At 56.3% G+C, this 15,914-nt stretch carries 16 protein-coding genes; 12 read left to right on the forward strand and 4 right to left on the reverse strand.

Annotated elements, in window-relative coordinates:
* Positions 1-529: 529 nt before the first annotated feature.
* Positions 530-847, reverse strand: coding sequence for an antibiotic biosynthesis monooxygenase family protein (locus QE435_RS23935; protein WP_349043020.1), 318 nt, complete (start codon positions 845-847; stop codon positions 530-532).
* A complete protein-coding gene (locus QE435_RS23940) occupies positions 837-1,943 on the reverse strand; it encodes an epoxide hydrolase family protein (protein WP_349043202.1) in 1,107 nt (368 codons plus the stop codon). Before QE435_RS23940 ends, QE435_RS23935 begins: the two co-directional genes overlap by 11 nt.
* Before the next feature lie 93 nt (positions 1,944-2,036).
* Here QE435_RS23940 and QE435_RS23945 point away from each other — a divergent pair, with 93 nt between their 5' ends.
* Positions 2,037-2,471, forward strand: coding sequence for a MarR family transcriptional regulator (locus QE435_RS23945; protein WP_349043021.1), 435 nt, complete (start codon positions 2,037-2,039; stop codon positions 2,469-2,471).
* Between the two features lie 202 nt (positions 2,472-2,673).
* Here the strand turns inward: QE435_RS23945 and QE435_RS23950 are convergent, their stop codons facing one another.
* On the reverse strand, positions 2,674-3,318 hold the full coding sequence (locus tag QE435_RS23950) for a TetR/AcrR family transcriptional regulator (RefSeq protein WP_349043022.1): 645 nt from the start codon (positions 3,316-3,318) through the stop codon (positions 2,674-2,676).
* Between the two features lie 65 nt (positions 3,319-3,383).
* On the opposite strand from QE435_RS23950, the gene QE435_RS23955 reads away from it, so the two are divergent.
* The 4 genes from QE435_RS23955 to QE435_RS23970 all read left to right on the forward strand — a co-directional run bounded on the left by QE435_RS23955 (position 3,384) and on the right by QE435_RS23970 (position 6,349).
* Positions 3,384-4,544 carry a serine hydrolase domain-containing protein gene (locus QE435_RS23955; protein WP_349043023.1) on the forward strand — a complete coding sequence of 387 codons (1,161 nt, stop codon included), beginning with the start codon at positions 3,384-3,386 and terminating at the stop codon, positions 4,542-4,544.
* Positions 4,537-4,776 (forward strand): hypothetical protein, encoded by a 240-nt coding sequence (locus tag QE435_RS23960; protein ID WP_349043024.1) that lies wholly within the window; start codon positions 4,537-4,539, stop codon positions 4,774-4,776. The genes QE435_RS23955 and QE435_RS23960 overlap by 8 nt, the downstream gene beginning before the upstream one ends.
* 113 nt (positions 4,777-4,889) lie before the next feature.
* Positions 4,890-5,438, forward strand: coding sequence for an MFS transporter (locus tag QE435_RS23965; RefSeq protein ID WP_349043025.1), 549 nt, complete (start codon positions 4,890-4,892; stop codon positions 5,436-5,438).
* A 494-nt stretch (positions 5,439-5,932) separates the two neighbouring features.
* Positions 5,933-6,349, forward strand: a complete 417-nt coding sequence (locus QE435_RS23970) for a hypothetical protein (RefSeq protein ID WP_349043026.1) — start codon at positions 5,933-5,935, stop codon at positions 6,347-6,349.
* A 230-nt stretch (positions 6,350-6,579) separates the two neighbouring features.
* Here QE435_RS23970 and QE435_RS23975 read toward each other — a convergent pair whose 3' ends face one another.
* The gene (locus tag QE435_RS23975; RefSeq protein WP_349043027.1) at positions 6,580-7,506 is read right to left on the reverse strand and encodes a DMT family transporter; all 927 of its coding nucleotides are present in this window, start codon (positions 7,504-7,506) and stop codon (positions 6,580-6,582) included.
* A 20-nt stretch (positions 7,507-7,526) separates the two neighbouring features.
* On the opposite strand from QE435_RS23975, the gene QE435_RS23980 reads away from it, so the two are divergent.
* From QE435_RS23980 to QE435_RS24010, 7 genes are all read left to right on the forward strand, one after another.
* Complete coding sequence (locus QE435_RS23980) at positions 7,527-8,477, forward strand: LysR family transcriptional regulator (protein ID WP_349043203.1); 951 nt, start codon at positions 7,527-7,529, stop codon at positions 8,475-8,477.
* Between the two features lie 1,399 nt (positions 8,478-9,876).
* Complete coding sequence (locus tag QE435_RS23985; RefSeq protein ID WP_349043028.1) at positions 9,877-10,479, forward strand: DedA family protein; 603 nt, start codon at positions 9,877-9,879, stop codon at positions 10,477-10,479.
* Positions 10,476-10,937, forward strand: coding sequence for an MgtC/SapB family protein (locus QE435_RS23990; RefSeq protein WP_349043029.1), 462 nt, complete (start codon positions 10,476-10,478; stop codon positions 10,935-10,937). The genes QE435_RS23985 and QE435_RS23990 overlap by 4 nt, the downstream gene beginning before the upstream one ends.
* Positions 10,938-11,521: 584 nt before the next feature.
* Entirely contained in the window at positions 11,522-12,544 is a 1,023-nt protein-coding gene (locus tag QE435_RS23995) for a hypothetical protein (RefSeq protein WP_349043030.1), read from the forward strand.
* 788 nt (positions 12,545-13,332) lie between these two features.
* Complete coding sequence (locus QE435_RS24000) at positions 13,333-13,476, forward strand: acinetodin/klebsidin/J25 family lasso peptide (protein ID WP_349043031.1); 144 nt, start codon at positions 13,333-13,335, stop codon at positions 13,474-13,476.
* Between the two features lie 289 nt (positions 13,477-13,765).
* Positions 13,766-14,173 carry a lasso peptide biosynthesis B2 protein gene (locus tag QE435_RS24005; protein ID WP_349043204.1) on the forward strand — a complete coding sequence of 136 codons (408 nt, stop codon included), beginning with the start codon at positions 13,766-13,768 and terminating at the stop codon, positions 14,171-14,173.
* Positions 14,174-15,838 (forward strand): asparagine synthase-related protein, encoded by a 1,665-nt coding sequence (locus tag QE435_RS24010; protein WP_349043032.1) that lies wholly within the window; start codon positions 14,174-14,176, stop codon positions 15,836-15,838.
* The last annotated feature ends 76 nt before the right edge of the window (positions 15,839-15,914 follow it).

Here is a 15,914-nt window from a genome sequence, read left to right on the forward strand (position 1 = left end):
GGCGGTCGGCGTCCGAGCACTATTGGCAATCGGGTGCCCGTACCGCACCAGCGACAATGGCTACGTCCAGCTTGCCATTGCAGACCAGCGCGATCGCTTCCGAAGATCGACGGTCTATGATCGCCTCCTCGATTACCGGATAGCCAGTGCGGTATCGAAGAAACGATCAGGATGTGGAGGGCGATGCGGATGCGCCATTCGACACCGTGCAAAATATTTCCGGCCATGCGCACGACATGATCCAGTTGCTCAATGCCGACCGCAGCTCGGCTACGAACTCACGTCCTGCTTCGGTTGGCCGGACACCTTGATGGCGCCGCCCGAACACCGGGATTTAAGTTACCTCTTCCAGTGCCTTAATGCGGGTGCTGGCGCTCGACTGGTTAACTCCCGAGGGCATTCGCAGCATGGCAAAAATCGAAATCTCTGCGGCAGCTTAAGCCTGTATCGGGAAATCCGGCGATGTCATTCTTTTCCAACTAAGAATGATATCGCGCAGTTGCTCTTCTCGATGCGTTTCTCAACAGGATCATGCTGAAACAGAGCGGTATACCGCTCGGTCTTCGGCCGCGTCCGCAGGCAATGCCGGCTTCCCACCACGGCGCTCGTGGAAGGCTTTCATATGCAGAATGGCGGCATCTAAGCAGGTTTGGTCGCGCCACACGACATGAGTGACCACGTTGTACTCCCCATCACCTGCCGTCTTAAGTAAAACTTCATTGCGAATGCAGCCTTCAAGATCATTTATGGCGCGATGCGTTTCGGAGACTCGCGCAACGAAACCATCGATCTCTGCTTGAGCAACTTTGAATTTATCGATCCTGTGAATGAAGTCGTCACCGGGCATTTTCTATCTCTCCTATGAAAGTTTTGAGGTCATTGGCCACGCTCTGGGGAACCTCGAAGCCGGGGAAGTGGCCCCCCCTTGGAAGCTCGGTCCACCTGCGGATGTTAAAGCGGCGCTCGGCCAAGGCTCTGATGGGCAATACAAGGTCGCGCGGCATAACGGCGACGCCGACCGGGATTGTCGGAAGCGATATGCGATCCATGCGGCGATTGGCATGATAGATGTGCGCCGAAGTGCCAGCACAGCGAGTGCACCAGTAGAGCGTGGCTGTTTCAACAAGAGCCTGAAAAGCTGTCGGTAGACGCTCGTCGGCCCAACGGAGAAAACGGTCTCCCAGCCATGAAAGGAGTCCCACTGGCGAGTCATCAAGCGCCAATCCCAAGGTGTCAGGGGTATCCGACTGGACGAGCCAATATGGCGCTCGTTGTTTCATGTAGAAGCGCATACGCTCGGCCCTTTGTTCGTCTTCACCGCTGAGTGTGGCTGTGTCAGGCGGTGGCGTCGGTAGAAAGGTGAGATGTATACCTCGAACGCGTTCCGGTGACCGAGCGGCAAGAGACTGTGCCAGTACCGATCCCCAATCACCGCCATGAATATAGAACCGCTCATGCCCAAGCATCGTCATTAGCCCGAGCATATCATCAGTCATGTTTTTTAGCGTCGGTGATTTCGTCAGAGGCGTTGAGAAGGCGAATCCGGGCAGTGACGGACATATGCAATCAAAGCCAGGCGCCGCATTACCCTGTTCGGTCATAAAACTAGCAATCTTCACAGTTTCCAGAAAAGACCCCGGCCATCCGTGAAGAAACAATATGGGAATCGCTCCAGATTTTTCGCTGGAAACCCTTACAAAGTGCAGATTTTGTTCGAATAAATTTAGATCGTAGTGATGCAATTCTGAGATTCTGCGCTCAAAGCTGATAAAATCAAAATCTGTCCAATGCCGAATGGCTTCTTTCAACTCACGAGCCGTTAGTCCGTTTTCCTGCCAGATACATGCAGGCACGCGATTGAATGAGGCAAGCCTCGGCAAAATCTCCTCACGCCTGCTACGCCACGATAAGCTGAGGCAGGGCTCCACCTCTTTGATGTGCATCAAGCCTCGCATCCGACCCAAGGAACCATAGTTGACAACCTGTTGTCATTATGGATATCGACAGCATGTTGTCAACGATCTATAGAGACAACAATGACCGATGCGCACGAAACCAGAACCGGTGAGCTGATATTCGAGATACTGCGGTTGCATGGCCGGCTGATCGCGGCAGGCGACGCGTTGGTTGGCCCCCTCGGCTTGACGAGCGCCAGATGGCAAGTCTTGGGCACTGTGGCTAACGCACAAGACCGCATTACGATGGCTGATATTGCAAGGTCATTGGGTCAATCGCGCCAATCGGTACGCCGGATCGTAAATGAACTGCTCGATGCAGGCTTTGTGGAAATGGCAGACAACCCGCGCCATCAACGCGCTCCGCATATCATTCTCACTTCCCGAGGGACGGAGACTTACGCGGAAGCGACGGCTGTTCGAATTCCTTGGAACCGCAGGCTTTCGACAAAGGTGGCTCCACAGGATGTCGACACCGCGTTGGCCGTAATGCGAAGCATTCGAGCGGAACTGTGATAGCTTTTCGTGATGACGGCGGCTCCGTGACAATGGCGTATCGACGACGTCTTGATGGCCATCCAACTCTCTGGAAGAAGCTCGGCCGTCTAAGCTACACCACGTACTGGCGCACGGTTCTGGCGAGCGGCATTAATGTCGACGGGTGATTGACGGCTGCGGTCCATTGCCCTGCGGAGGCATTTCGGAGAGGCGAGACATCTCACCGACTCTGACTGGCCAGCTCCTCGTTCGCCAGTCGGGTCAGCGCGCATAATTCCGCCGCGCTCGCTCCGTCGCGTGCCTGCACCGACATGCCCTGGATGATCGCGCCGATGAAGCGGGCAAGGGCTGCGGGATCGGCAGTGGGCTTCAATTCGCCGTCGGCCTTCGCGCGTTCCAACCGCTCGCGGAGGCGGGCGATCGTCGCCTCGCGCCGGGCCGCGACCAATCGCGCAACGGGATCGTTCTCCACCGCGCAGCCAAGCACCGCAGTCGAGATCATGCAGCCGGGGGGATGCGCCGGATCGGCAAAGCCCTTCGCCTGCGCTTCCAGCCACGCGCACAATGTGCCGATCACGTCCGGCGCGGCAAGATCCTCCTCCGTCAGCGTCGCGAAAGCATCGCCATACCAGCCGAGCGCGTCACGATAGAGATCTGCCTTCGAGCCGAAGGCAGCATAGAGGCTTTGTGGCGTGATCCCCATCGCTGCCGTCAGATCGACGATTGACGCCCCTTCGTAGCCGAGCCGCCAGAATGTTTCACCCGCCTTGGCCAGGACCTCGGCGCGGTCGAAGGCCGGCGGACGGCCACGACGACGAACAGGGGCCTCACTGTTGTTTGCATCAGTATTTTTCACATCGTTCACTCTAGAAATATCTTGGGTATTGTTTATTATGGAGCGATCATGGTGATAATATAGGAGCATCCTCGATGAGTCATCCTGCTTCTCTCAAAACCCGGATCGACGCTGCCATCGGCCGCGCCATCACCGATAATCGTCTCGTCGGCGCGGTCGTGCTCGTCGCAGAGGACGGTGAGATTACCTGCAGCCACACGGCGGGTCTTCTGGACCGGGAGGCGGGCACGCCGATGCGGGAAGACGCGATCTTCCGCTTCGCCTCGGTGTCCAAGCCGTTAGTGACGGTGGCGGCTTTGCGCCTTGCCGCGCTTGGTACGATCGCGCTCGACCAGCCCGTTACGCGCTGGTTGCCGGCGTTCCGCCCAGCGCTGCCGGACGGATCACGGCCCGATATCACCCTGCATCATCTCCTGACGCATTCGTCAGGCCTCAGTTACCGCTTTCTCGAACCGGAGGGCAGCACCTACCACCTGCTCGACGTGTCCGACGGTCTCGACCAGCCGGGCCGTGCGATGGACGACAATCTTCGCCGTCTGGCGCAGGCGCCGTTGGCTTTCGCGCCGGGCACCGCGTGGCGCTATTCGCTCGGCATCGATGTGATCGGCGCGGTGCTGGAAGCAGCCACCGGGCGGACGCTCGATGCGATCGTTCGTGACGAAGTGACCGGCCCGTTGGGCCTGGCGGATACCGGCTTCAGCGTCACCGATGATAGGCGGCTGGCGACACCCTATGCAAATGGCGCCGATGGCCCGGTGCGCATGGATGGCACGATCACCGTACCGTTGCCGCCGCAGGCCGGCGAGGGCGCCATCTCCTTCGCCCCGGATCGCATCTTCGACCCCGCTTCCTTCCGTTCGGGTGGGGCCGGCATGGCCGGGACGGCGCGCGATCTGCTGACCTTCCTTGAAGCCATCCGAACCTCCTTAACGGAACGAGGCGGACCGATCCTGCCACGAGAGGTGGTCGCCATGATGATGCGCGATCACGTCGGGCCACAAGCCGAGACGCAAGGCCCCGGCTGGGGCTTCGGCTATGGCGGCGCAGTGCTCATCGATCCCGCTGCGACCGGTACGCCGCAGGCGGTGGGCACGCTGCAATGGGGCGGCGCTTACGGGCATAACTGGTTCATCGACCCGGTCAATCGGCTATCGGTTGTGCTGCTCACCAACACCGCATTTGAGGGCATGGCAGGGCAAGTCGTTATCGATGTCCGGGACGCCGTCTATGGCTGAGGCTTCGTCTGTCCTGAGCCCGCCGCTATTGGCGCTCGCCACTGCCGCCTTCGGCATCGGCACGACCGAGTTCGTCATCAAGGGGCTTCTGCCTGAGGTCGCGGCCGACCTGCGTGTCGGCCTGCCGGCAGCGGGGCTTCTCGTCTCGAGTTACGCACTCGGTGTCGCTGTCCGCGGTCCGCTTCTTGCGATGTTGTTGGTGCGAGTCCCCGCGCGGGCGACACTGGTATAGTTGATGGGGTTGTTCGTCGCCGACAATCTCGGCTGCGCCATCGCGCCCACCTACGGCGTGCTCATGCTGGCGCGGATCGTCACCGCCCTGTTCCACGCCGCTTTTTTCCGGCGGTGATTGCCGCGCGCCGCGCGCTGCCCGACTGCAGCGCTCGGGCGATTGCCCTCATGATCAGCGGACTGACCATCGCCAATGTCGTCGGCGTGCCGCTCGGCACCTTCATCTGCCAGGCCGCAGGCTGGCGTACGGCCTTCCTCGTCGTCGCCGGTATCGGCACACTCACCCTGCTGGGCCTGGTTCGTTTCCTTTCGTCGATCGAAACCGCACGCGATCTGGGTGCAAAAATCCGCGTGCTGAAGGCGCCGGCGGTCTGGCTGACGCTGACGGTCAGCACGCTCGCCTCCACCAGCATGTTCGCCTTCTTCACCTTTGTGACGCCGATCCTGACACACGTCGCCGGCGTCACAGAAGCACATGTCGGTTTCGTTTTGCTGGCTGTCGGGATTGGCCTGACGGCGGGTAATTTTCTCGGCGCAAGGCTCGCGGACTGGCGAGCGGGGCCAAGCCTGATCGCGGTGCTGATCGGCGTGGCAATCGTGATGGCCACCTTCGCCGGTTTCGGGCGAACATTCTGGTCCGCATTGGCAGTCGTCACCCTGTGAGGGTGTGCTCGCCTTTGCTGTCTGCGCGATCACGCAGGCCATGGTGGTGGTGGCCTGGCATAGGTCTCGTCTTCACCCGGCGCGGCGCGCGAGTTCTCCGCCGCTTGCTCTCTAAGGTTCGATATGGCCGCCGAGCGCGACGTTTTGTTTTTCGGGCTGATTGAGACGAGTACGTTCAGGCGTTTGACAGCAACAAAATTCGAATGGGGTTGGCCGGAAAAATACGTGCGCGTCCCGGAGAGTTTCGTCAGACGTCACAGGCTTCCCTTTCGAGAAACTGAAAGCTGGCCTTTTACCGCTAAGCAAGAAAATGCATCATCGCGCACGCAGGGGCGGTAAGCCTCGCCTTGACGCCCAACATCAGCGCCTTCAATTTCATTGGCCGCGTTCGCAAACGGGTCCGGAAATTACGAGCTTTGAGTGACGCGGTCGCATCCGAGGTTGTTACTCGATATCGATTTTGTCATCTTTGTATGTAACGAAGTGGTGAGACGATGGACTATGCCATAAAGACTGAAATTTACGATACCGATGCCGTGGAGTACAGGTTTCCGGAACAGAAGACGATGTATGGCGGTAAACATGTTAAAGTCGGCGATACCATCTATCTGTTCGCAAGCGAGAACGAAGGCGGCTTTGGCCTCGTAGCCCGGGGCACCGTTATCAGTGTCGTAGCAGTTCCGAGGAAAGCGAATGTCGCGCGGCAGACGCCGCGCGTCACCCTGGAAGTGAAAACCGCCGCCCTCTCATTGCGGCCGCTTGGCAGGCGCGAGCTGGCGCGACACAAGGACTGGGATGACGGCGCGCCTGAAACCGAGCTAAACTTCAAATTCTACCGACAGGCAACAAACAAGGTCGTTGGTCTGTCCGATAGCGCAGCCGCGTTCCTAAATAGCTTCTTTCAAACTTAGGCCGCAGGCTTTGAACTCGGGCTCGTATTGAGTAGCCTCTGTCAAAATCAATCGAATTCCATTAACCGCGTCGAGAGTGCCGACGACAAGCTGCGGCTCCCATCATCCTCCGCGGTACGTCATTGTCGTTCGCTCTTGATGGATGTGCGGTTAAAGCCGGAATTCGACACCAGAAAGCGACGACGTTCAACGCTGCTCTATTACGCAAACAAGTTCATGTGAAGCTGCAATCAGGGAGTTCGTCCTCGTTGTGGCAATGGCCCTCCGCTAGCGAGATAGACTCCGAGCGAAACGACAAAAACACCAAGCCAGTCCATTGGAGACGGCACTTCGTGCATGATCGGGATAGCAAGTAACGCGGCCAGCGCCGGCACGAGCGCTCCGAACGCAGCTCCTGCGGATCCGCCCAAGATCGATATGGCCTTGCCATACAGAAACAGAGAAAGAACAGTTGCGGCACCCCCCTGAAAGGTGGCTTGGAATAGAATATCTGATAACGGCGCGTTAGGAGCTCGAAACTCGTTCATGAATAGATATACCGGCAGGAATATTAATGCCGATCCGACCGATACGATTGCCGCTCCATGCAGCGGAGCCAATCCAGACTGGCGCAAGAAAATTGTATAGCAGGCCCACATAAAGGCAGCTGAAAGAAATAGAAGAGGCCCGGCAATTTGATCTCCGGCCGATATGAGCGTTTGGATGCCGGCAACTATTACTATCCCAACGCCGATCAGGATGTATCCCGCCTTCCGCGTGGCGGAGAATGTCTCATTAAGAAATACGGCCGATAGAAGAGCCACGAACAATGGCATGACTCCGGGGATGAGAATGCCACCTTGAACGGCGGGAGCAAAGCGAAGGCCACTCGCAGCGACAAGAGAGTATGGTGCGCCTGCTCCGAAAACGAGCACAGCGAGCCGCCACCATCCAAGACGTTCAAGCGCCAATCCTTTCTGAACCAGCACTGGGAGAAGTATAAGCCCAGCCGTTCCAAAGCGGAGCATTGTTAAATCGTAGACGGTCAGCGACGTCGTCACACCTAATCGGGTAACGGCCATCCAGCCAGCCCAAATGCTGACGGCAGCAAGGCCGCATAGTGCACCGGCGAAATAGGGAGTTCTTCTTTTCAGGGTGTGTTCGATTACGTCGGCCATCGCATGTCCCTCCGTTGGCGATGCCCGAAAATACCGTCACGTCGATCATAAGAAAAATGAATGATAATCTTCAGTACATGAAAATCCCTCATGTCAACACCACGATGCTGCGAGTGCTTGTGTCGCTTGCTGAAACTCGTAGCTTCAGTCGGACCGCCGAGGGGCTCTGCATCACACAATCCGCAGTCAGCCATGCCATACGAGGACTTGAAGAGGCTGTCGGCGCGCAATTGGTTATCCGCGCTAGAAGCGGATTGGAACTTACCTCAGCGGGACATAAGGCGCTTGGTTCCGCCTCGGAGGCGTTAAGCGCATTGCAGGCTCTCCTATGCGCGGGCCAGCAGGCGCTGGTCGGCACGGTGCGGCTGGCCGCCGTCGTCAGCGCTTCGACAGCGATTGTTCCAGCGGCTCTGTCACTTGCACGCCGCCATCATCCCGGTCTGAACGTAATGCTCCTGGTCGGGACTGATGCAGAAGTCACGAGATGGGTAGAAAGCGGGATTGCGGATATAGGTCTCGCTTACGACATCGGCGGCAGTGGTTGTGCGCCACTGATCGAAGACCGCCTTTATGCGATAGGAGCGGTCCGGTCACCGTTCGGACGGGAGAGCGCTCCTGCCTGCCCGTCTGATTTCGATGGCGCTGATTTTGTTATGTCTGCTGCCGGATGTGCGCCCATGCTGGAGAGTTTATTTGATCGATGGAACGTGAAGCCGAATATTGTTACGAAAGTGTCTGATATGAGCGCTCTGTTTGCGATAGTTGGAGCCGGTCATGGAGTTTCGATTGTTCCCGGACTGGCCTTTCCGTCAGATTGGCAGGAACGGGTAACGCGGCGCCACCTTCATCCGATAGAGCGGCGATCGCTGAGGATGACTTTGTGCAAGTCGAATATCGATCAATCGGTCTCGGGGTTTATGTCACTACTGAAAGAGTCCTGCCGAGCGGAAACAAACGGTCGGCATGTTTGAACGGGTGGTGGAGTTGCCTTGATCGAACAGCGGAAAAGCCTAAAGTGCTAATCCGCGCTGTCGTCCAAACTGTCATGACGCCGATGCAGCCTGCGCGACGCCCGTCCGACTCGTCGATCAGCGGATATTGCCAAAACAGGCACGACCAGAGGCGATCGCATGCCCGATACTGGGCTGCGACATCAGCGCGGTGGCTGTAAAAGTCCTGCGATGATCCGATCCAGAACTTTAGCGTAGTCCGACGCTACGTCGCCACCCCGATGCGTTATTCCCGGTCTCTGTTCCTTGGATCATCCCGTCACCACAGAAGGATGTGACCTGAACCGTCATCTGAATCTTGGTTTCCTCGCCATGATCTTCGAGCAAGGTGGTAATCAGAAGCGCCGCGAGGGTCTGACCTTTTGATTTAACGACTTCACTCCAGACGATTCGGGTATTAGGTACGATGGAGATATAGGTGGCGGTTCCCGTGTATTGCGGATTACCCTTACTACCACATCGGAAAACATCCTGGCCGCCTTCCCGGAAATTGGTTGTATCGTAACAGAATGCCGCGCTCTCGGATGGTGCGCTCCAGCTCGCGCGTTGAACAGGGTCAGACATGGCGACAAAGACGCGCTCCCTGTCGGCGATGCAATGACGCTCGAAAACGAAGGTGTGGTGTTTGATCTGCTGGTTCAGGGTTTCAATCCGCTCGCAAATAGCAACGGTAGGCTTGTATGGCTTCCACTTACAAAACGCAATCTCGTTAGGGCACCGACTGAACGTCAGCCCATGACCCAGTCGGCAGGGCCGGGTCGCATTGCAGGGTGGGGCGCGTGATAAAGCTTGCTCTTTGTCTGTAGCTTCGTAGTCTGAAATGACTGCTCTGCGCCGACGGTTAACCTGCGGCTACGCTCGCAGGTTCCATAACCCCCTTTACCCTTCGGCACCGCTCGCACACCAGTAACAGATGTCCCAATTACTTAGAGGATCGTGTAAGCAGGTCGCGGGCTCATATCCCTTCAAGAGCCTAAAGCTGACTAGCCATTGATACAGCTCGTTGGGAACTGCGCGCCATATTGAAGGTTTGCTATGGACGTAGGAAAAACGCATGCAGGACCAAGGCGATAATAGTGTCATAAGTAGCAATCTGACCGAGTTTGGCGTCCTTAAACGTGAAGGCAGTAGCCAGGGAGACTGACGGTTGAGCAGCAGAAAGTTGTCGCTTCCCGACGAGCCTAATGACTTGGGAGGGGTTCTGGAAACACCTTTGCCAAGAACTCGCTTTATCAGATCATGCATCTGACGAAAAGCCGACCGGCTGAACACAATAAATTCCAGTCCTATCTCCGCGACCGCGTGGCATGGAAATGCCTACCAGCCGGCGAGTTCGGACGCTGAACTGAAGACGGGTAAAATGGAAGACTTTGTACAATCGATGATGGAACGCCTTGGTCCTTTTGGGATCGGCTTGCTGATGTTTCTAGAAAATATCTTCCCGCCAATTCCTTCCGAGCTGATTATGCCGCTTGCAGGCTATCTCGCCACACGGGGTGACATGAACATTCTTTGGGTAATTGTAGCCGGCACCGTCGGTTCGCTGATCGGGACATTGCCGTGGTATTATTTGGGCCGTCGGCTTGGGCACGACGGGGTTCGGCGTTTGGCCTCCAAGCATGGTCGGTGGCTCGCGATGTCACCGTCGGACGTCGATGCGGCCGCAGAGGGTTTCAAGCGCCACGGCAAGGTTTCGGTTCTCGTTGGGCGGCTCATCCCAACGGTAAGAACACTGATCTCAGTTCCGGCTGGTGTGGCGAACATGCCGATGGGCTCGTTCCTGTTGTTCTCTTTGGTGGGCACATTGATGTGGACCGCGGCGTTGGCCCTGGCCGGTTTCCTGCTGGGGCGGGCTTACGACGTCATTGAAAAATACGTTGATCCTGTCTCGACGGCGGTTCTCCTCATTCTGGTTGCGCTCTACATTTATCGCGTTGCAACCTACAAGGAGGACCGCGCTTGAGTGAGTGGCTTGCTTCGCAGGGCGTGGAACTGGATATCGTCCCGCACCTCGTTGCTTTGATGGTGGCCTATGTGTTGGCGCTGCCGATTGCATGGGACCGCGAGCGTAATGAGAGAAGTGCAGGTCTGCGCACCTTTCCTTTGGTGGCAATCGCGGCTTGCGGCTTCATTCAGGCCACCGAGCCAGTGACCGTTGGCAGCGCCGAGGCTACTGCCCGGATCGTCGAGGGCATTATCAACGGTGTTGGATTTATTGGTGGTGGAGCCATACTTGTTGGCAAGCTCGGGACACGCGGAACTGCAACAGCCGCGAGCATTTGGGCAACGGGAGCAATTGGCACGGCGGTCGGCTTGGGCGCCTACGATACAGCTATTGTGCTCTCCATCGTGACCTTCGCAACGCTGAGAGTTATGGCGAATTTCAAGTCAGCGCGAAATCTACCGTATAATGGCGAATAGTAGACCCTGCAGTTGCCGCCATTCTATTTCTTTTAGCCCAGTGTTTCATCTATCGAAGGGAAAGTGCAGGCTCATGGAACGTGCTCGGCTTCAATCGGAACGGCTTCCTCGCCGAGTAGCTAGAGCCGGGGATACCATAAACGATTTCGCCGCGACCGGCGGCCGTGTCCCACGACATTCACCTGCTCAAAGATGTGGAGAAGCAGTACTAAACTGTGCGCAGACGAGTTACATTTCTCGGCTAGCTTCACGCCTCGATAGCTCAGACTCGTGGAGTGCAGGACTGGAACAGCGTGTCGGCGGTTCGGATCGTTTCAAGGTTGCAGTTCAGGATGTCTCCGTTTCGCCCAAACCGGTCATTGTTGGCCGAATACGAAGAGGCAGCTTCGAGGCCTCATAGTGGCCATTGACGCTCTCTGATTAAGCGTACAGAAATTACCCCGCTAACGTGAGAGATAATAAGGCGTTATCATGTCCATCGGCGTTGGGACCCAATGTCTATTTGCACCCTGACAAACCCCTCGCACTATCATAAATGGCAAACCGCGCTTATATCTCAACGCCACATACTGAATGGCAGGAGCATGAAAACTAAATCTCCCGTCATGAGTATTGAATTGAAAGCAGCCCTCAATGCTGTCCGCGAAAAGCTTTATAGCGGCAAGGCGCTGCACGGTGAGGTGGAGGCGGTTATTCGCCTGTTGGATGACCTGTCACCGCTCAGCGTCACTCGTCTGTCAGGGGCTATCCGCAACGAGGCAAACTTGTTCGGTGCGGTCAAAACCCAGCCCTTCTGGAAAAGCCTCGCAACACCGCTCAGCCACCGTGACCAGTTGCGCAACACACCGGGATTGGAGCTGCTGTTTCTGTTTCATGGCAACGGGCAGTTGCGTGAACTGGCGTTGGAGAAAATCACGCAAGGGCTAGTCTCGCCCTTCTGGGTGGCAGCCGTGCTATTTCGCATGAATGACTGGGCGGTGCAGGTGCGTAAAAGCGCCAACCGCTGCGTGGAGCGCGTGCTGCCCGTCACGTCACCACACCTGCTGGCAAAGGTCGCGCTCACGCTGTTTCCCAGTCAAGGCGAGTGGGGCCGCTGGAACGACACCGGGCAAACGCTTGCCAGAAGCCTGATGACGAGACCGGATATCAGCGCGGAGTTTGCAACGCTGCTGATGGCCAATACCGCCGGGCCCGTGCCAACCGCCTTCCGGCTGGCGCTGAGAACCCCGTGGCTGGATACGTATCTAAGTGACATCGCCAGCCACGCCACCAACCCCATTGTTCGCGCCATTGCCGTGGAAACCCTGCTGCAAGGCACGGCGCGATGGCGCTCCGGTTATGAGCACAAGTGGCTGGACAAGCGCTACAACATTACCCAACTCGTTCCAGTCTACACCAGCCGAACCCTCGATATTGCCGCACAGCCGGAACCGATCGCCAAAATGGCAGTAATAGACCGCTCCGCCTTCGTGCGCCGCGCAGTCCTGCAATGCGCCGACCGCCACACAATTCCCGCAGAACTTTCACGCACCTGCGCACAACACCTAACCAACGACCCCGCTAAATCCGTGCGGGACCTCGCGGCGTTTATTCTGCGCAGGGGATGAAGGCCGCATTGCGGAGGAGATCGCGGTAGAATTCGATGATATAGAGCATGCAGCATCGCGACCTCTAAAGGGCGTAGTTTTGCCACCATTCCCGGAGGTGTCCGGTGGGTAGAGCTTCATCGGCTCATGACAGCTTTTGGCGCTGAGCTGCCGAGGTTGCTTATAAACAGGGACAATCAGGGGAGCAGGTCAAGATCTGTAAAACGTCATTAATAGGCACGCCGAGAGTAGCTGCTATCTCATGAAGCTTAGACGTCTTGATGCGGTTCGTTCCAAACTCGTACTTTTGAACCTGTTAGAACGGAATTCCGAAATTTTCCCCGAGTGTTGACTGCGACACTCCTATTTGTCTTCACCGCATGCGCGCGGCCCGTCTGGCTTTGCGCCACCGGCAGAAAACGCGCTACGATTTTTTTTACTATCCTTATTGAGCGCCGGCTTCACCCGCAGGTCCGACTTTTGCTAACCGGTATCCCTCGGCGTACAGATCTGCAGAATGCTTTCGAAGAACGCTACAATAATCAACAAAGATGTGGCCTTCGGGGACTGGCAGACTGAGGGGAGTAAATGAGCAGCGGCGGCGCAAAACGATTTAACGCCCTTAACCGTTAACTTGTTCATAAAATAGAATATATTGCGAAAATATTGTCTATATAACTCGGATGTTGCAACCATATACACCCTATATACCTATCTAATATTCTACTCCATGTTGCATTTACGCCTACCTCGTGGCGAACTCAGGGCGGGCTCGACGGCCCAATACTCAAACCCAAAGGAGAGAGTAAATGACTCGTAATAACCAAGCAGAAGGCCGCAAGGTCGCCGATCTCAAAATCGTGACGGTTGATAAGAGTGCCGTCAAGAGCACAATGGGCGGCAGTGGCCCCATCCAAGAAGTTGATGTCACCGGCGGCACCAAATATGGCTGATCGGAGGACGAAGGGCGGCCGACAGGCCGCCCTTTGCATTGCGATGATTTACTCAATCAAGAAGCACTTGCGTGTTGCGTCCTGTAACGATGACGTGGTCGTCTTGAACCTGAAGACAGACCAGTTTCATATTCTGGCCGATTTACCCGCGGAACGCTTAAACCTAGCGATGGAGGGGGAGGATATTGGACTCGCCCAAGCGCTCGAGGACGCGGGTATCGTCGAGCCATCCAAAATGTTCACTCCTGTCCCACTCCATCGAACTAACGGGTTCTTCGAGCAGCGCTGGATGGCACCTCTCGTAGACGCGACTTGTGGGTTTAAGGACAAGCTATTCGCGGCCACTGTCGTATCTCGCACCAACTGGAGGCTGAGGCGATCCAGCATGAACGACATTCTGAGCGACTTGGCCGGCAAACCTTCCGATACTACGTTGCCTCATGAAAGCGTTCAACGTCTAGCCGTTCTGATGAGCGCTCTCAATACCGCATTCGCTTTCGATAGAACACGCAATCAATGCCTTGCTTATTCGTACAGCTTGGCGTGGATGGCGCGGCGCCAGGGAATACCTGCCTCGCTCGTCATTGGAGTGCGAACGAAGCCTTTTTTGTCTCACGCCTGGGTGGAGTATGGCGACCGAGTTATCAATGACGACGAGAAGCTTCGCGCAAAACTATCGACTATCGCGGTGGCCTAGATGCTATTCATTGCACCACTTAATCACCCGTCCTTGCACTCGATCGAAGTACAGACAGCTATCGAACGGTGCGCCAGATATGAGAACGAGCAGTCCACGTTTCACTACGATGGCGATTATAGTGTACTTCACCTTACTGACGGCATAGCGCTCGTATCAGGGACGGGTTTCGTAGGTGATCAAGATATAATGGCGTGCATAACGACACGCGAGCTGGCGGCCTTCCTCAAAGAGGCAGTTGGATTCTTCACTGTAATTTCTATCCGGCCCGACAGCTTCGAAGTGACGGCAAGTCTTTATAGGCATAAGGACGTTTTTTATTGGCAGGGTGAGGATCAGTGGCTTTTAGCCGACACACTTACCCCCTTCGACAGGACTATTGGTCCCCGTGGCCTCAATGTTGCATATGCCAGAGACTTTGTCCTTGATAGTCTCGCTTCGGGTCAGGAAACCGTCTTCGACGGCGTTTATCAAGTCGAGATCGGCTCGACCGTAAAATTCAGCCAATCCGGTGGGGTCGAGCGTACCTTAAGGAACTTTCCCTCTCCCCCAAAGCAGGAACTGGCCCAGCAGATCATCGGGAACATACGGCGGTTTGGGCTTGGAAAGGATCGCGTCATCGTCAGATTCTCTGGTGGGATAGATTCCAGTCTCATACTAGCTGCAGCGAAAGAGGCATTAGGATCCTGTGAAGCCATCCACACGATTATTCCCGAAGAGAGCCAGAATACAGAGGTTGAAATCGCTCAGAAGGTCGCCCGAGACCTTGGCTGCGACCTTCAGGTGCTGCAATCAGAATATCGGTTATCTGCCCCCCGAGATCAATTCTGTGGGTCAAAGTCCGTCACCTCGCCCTTCGACGTTTACCCTTTTTCGCACGACGCCACAGACCGGAGTGCGGCATTTTTAGAAGGCTTCGATGAAGGCGTCACGGATCGGACCTTGTTCCTTTCCGGTCAGGGGGGCGACAACGTTTTTATGCAGAATCCGACGCCATACGTTGTAAAGGATGCGCTCTCACGCGGGCCTTTCGCCTTTGTTCGAGAGGCTATCAAGTTCAGCCGCCTGAAGAACATACCTTTGCTCGACGTCATCAAACGCGCCTTCGCAAAGGAGACCGCGAGCAGCGAATTTGTTGAACGGGTGGTCGACGCGCCAGCGACCCTCCCTCATCTCGCGCTGGAGAAACACTCCCCTGATACCTCAAAGTACTATCACCTAAGGAGTATTCTGGAGGCCCTGCAGCAATATGAGACCAGCAAAGAATTCGGTGTCACCAGTCTTCACCCTTTGCTATTTCAAAACGTCATAGCGTCTGCTCTGCACACAGAGCCAAGTAACCTATATTCGGAGCGATTTGATCGCATGCCGCAACGGCAGTTGTTACACTCGCGTTATCACCTTGACGTCGCGTGGCGGCGAACCAAAAAAGCTGCTACCAGCGCCGTCTTCATGTTTTTCATGAATAATAGGAGCCTGATACAGAATACTCTTGTGGACGGGATGATCGCCCCGGCATTGAACGTCGATCAAGCCTGGCTGCGGAAGGAGATCGATTATAACGGCACGGTCGCGATCACTGACTATTTTGCCATGTTTTACAATATGATGAGGCTCGAAATATTTTGCCGACAACACTCGGGAAAGCTACGTTGCTATCGATAGTCTCACCGGTGTCGCTTCTCTCACTTGGTGAGTCTACAGACTCCAGCTACTAAGGCGCGAATATTTCTCATCCGCT

It is taken from the genome of Agrobacterium sp. SORGH_AS 787 (genome assembly GCF_030819035.1).
In the GTDB taxonomy this organism is placed as follows: domain Bacteria; phylum Pseudomonadota; class Alphaproteobacteria; order Rhizobiales; family Rhizobiaceae; genus Agrobacterium; species Agrobacterium larrymoorei_B.

What these genes read in the sequence shown, in the direction of transcription:
- QE435_RS24005 (WP_349043204.1), top strand. Translation starts at nt 13,766, where the DNA reads ATGGCACCTCTCGTAGACGCGACTTGTGGGTTTAAGGACAAGCTATTC.
- QE435_RS23975 (WP_349043027.1), bottom strand. Translation starts at nt 7,506, where the DNA reads ATGGCCGACGTAATCGAACACACCCTGAAAAGAAGAACTCCCTATTTC.
- QE435_RS24000 (WP_349043031.1), top strand. Translation starts at nt 13,333, where the DNA reads ATGACTCGTAATAACCAAGCAGAAGGCCGCAAGGTCGCCGATCTCAAA.
- QE435_RS23945 (WP_349043021.1), top strand. Translation starts at nt 2,037, where the DNA reads ATGACCGATGCGCACGAAACCAGAACCGGTGAGCTGATATTCGAGATA.
- QE435_RS23935 (WP_349043020.1), bottom strand. Translation starts at nt 847, where the DNA reads ATGCCCGGTGACGACTTCATTCACAGGATCGATAAATTCAAAGTTGCT.
- QE435_RS23995 (WP_349043030.1), top strand. Translation starts at nt 11,522, where the DNA reads ATGAAAACTAAATCTCCCGTCATGAGTATTGAATTGAAAGCAGCCCTC.
- QE435_RS23960 (WP_349043024.1), top strand. Translation starts at nt 4,537, where the DNA reads ATGGCTGAGGCTTCGTCTGTCCTGAGCCCGCCGCTATTGGCGCTCGCC.
- QE435_RS23955 (WP_349043023.1), top strand. Translation starts at nt 3,384, where the DNA reads ATGAGTCATCCTGCTTCTCTCAAAACCCGGATCGACGCTGCCATCGGC.
- QE435_RS23970 (WP_349043026.1), top strand. Translation starts at nt 5,933, where the DNA reads ATGGACTATGCCATAAAGACTGAAATTTACGATACCGATGCCGTGGAG.
- QE435_RS23985 (WP_349043028.1), top strand. Translation starts at nt 9,877, where the DNA reads ATGGAAGACTTTGTACAATCGATGATGGAACGCCTTGGTCCTTTTGGG.
- QE435_RS23980 (WP_349043203.1), top strand. Translation starts at nt 7,527, where the DNA reads ATGCCCGAAAATACCGTCACGTCGATCATAAGAAAAATGAATGATAAT.
- QE435_RS23940 (WP_349043202.1), bottom strand. Translation starts at nt 1,943, where the DNA reads ATGCACATCAAAGAGGTGGAGCCCTGCCTCAGCTTATCGTGGCGTAGC.
- QE435_RS24010 (WP_349043032.1), top strand. Translation starts at nt 14,174, where the DNA reads ATGCTATTCATTGCACCACTTAATCACCCGTCCTTGCACTCGATCGAA.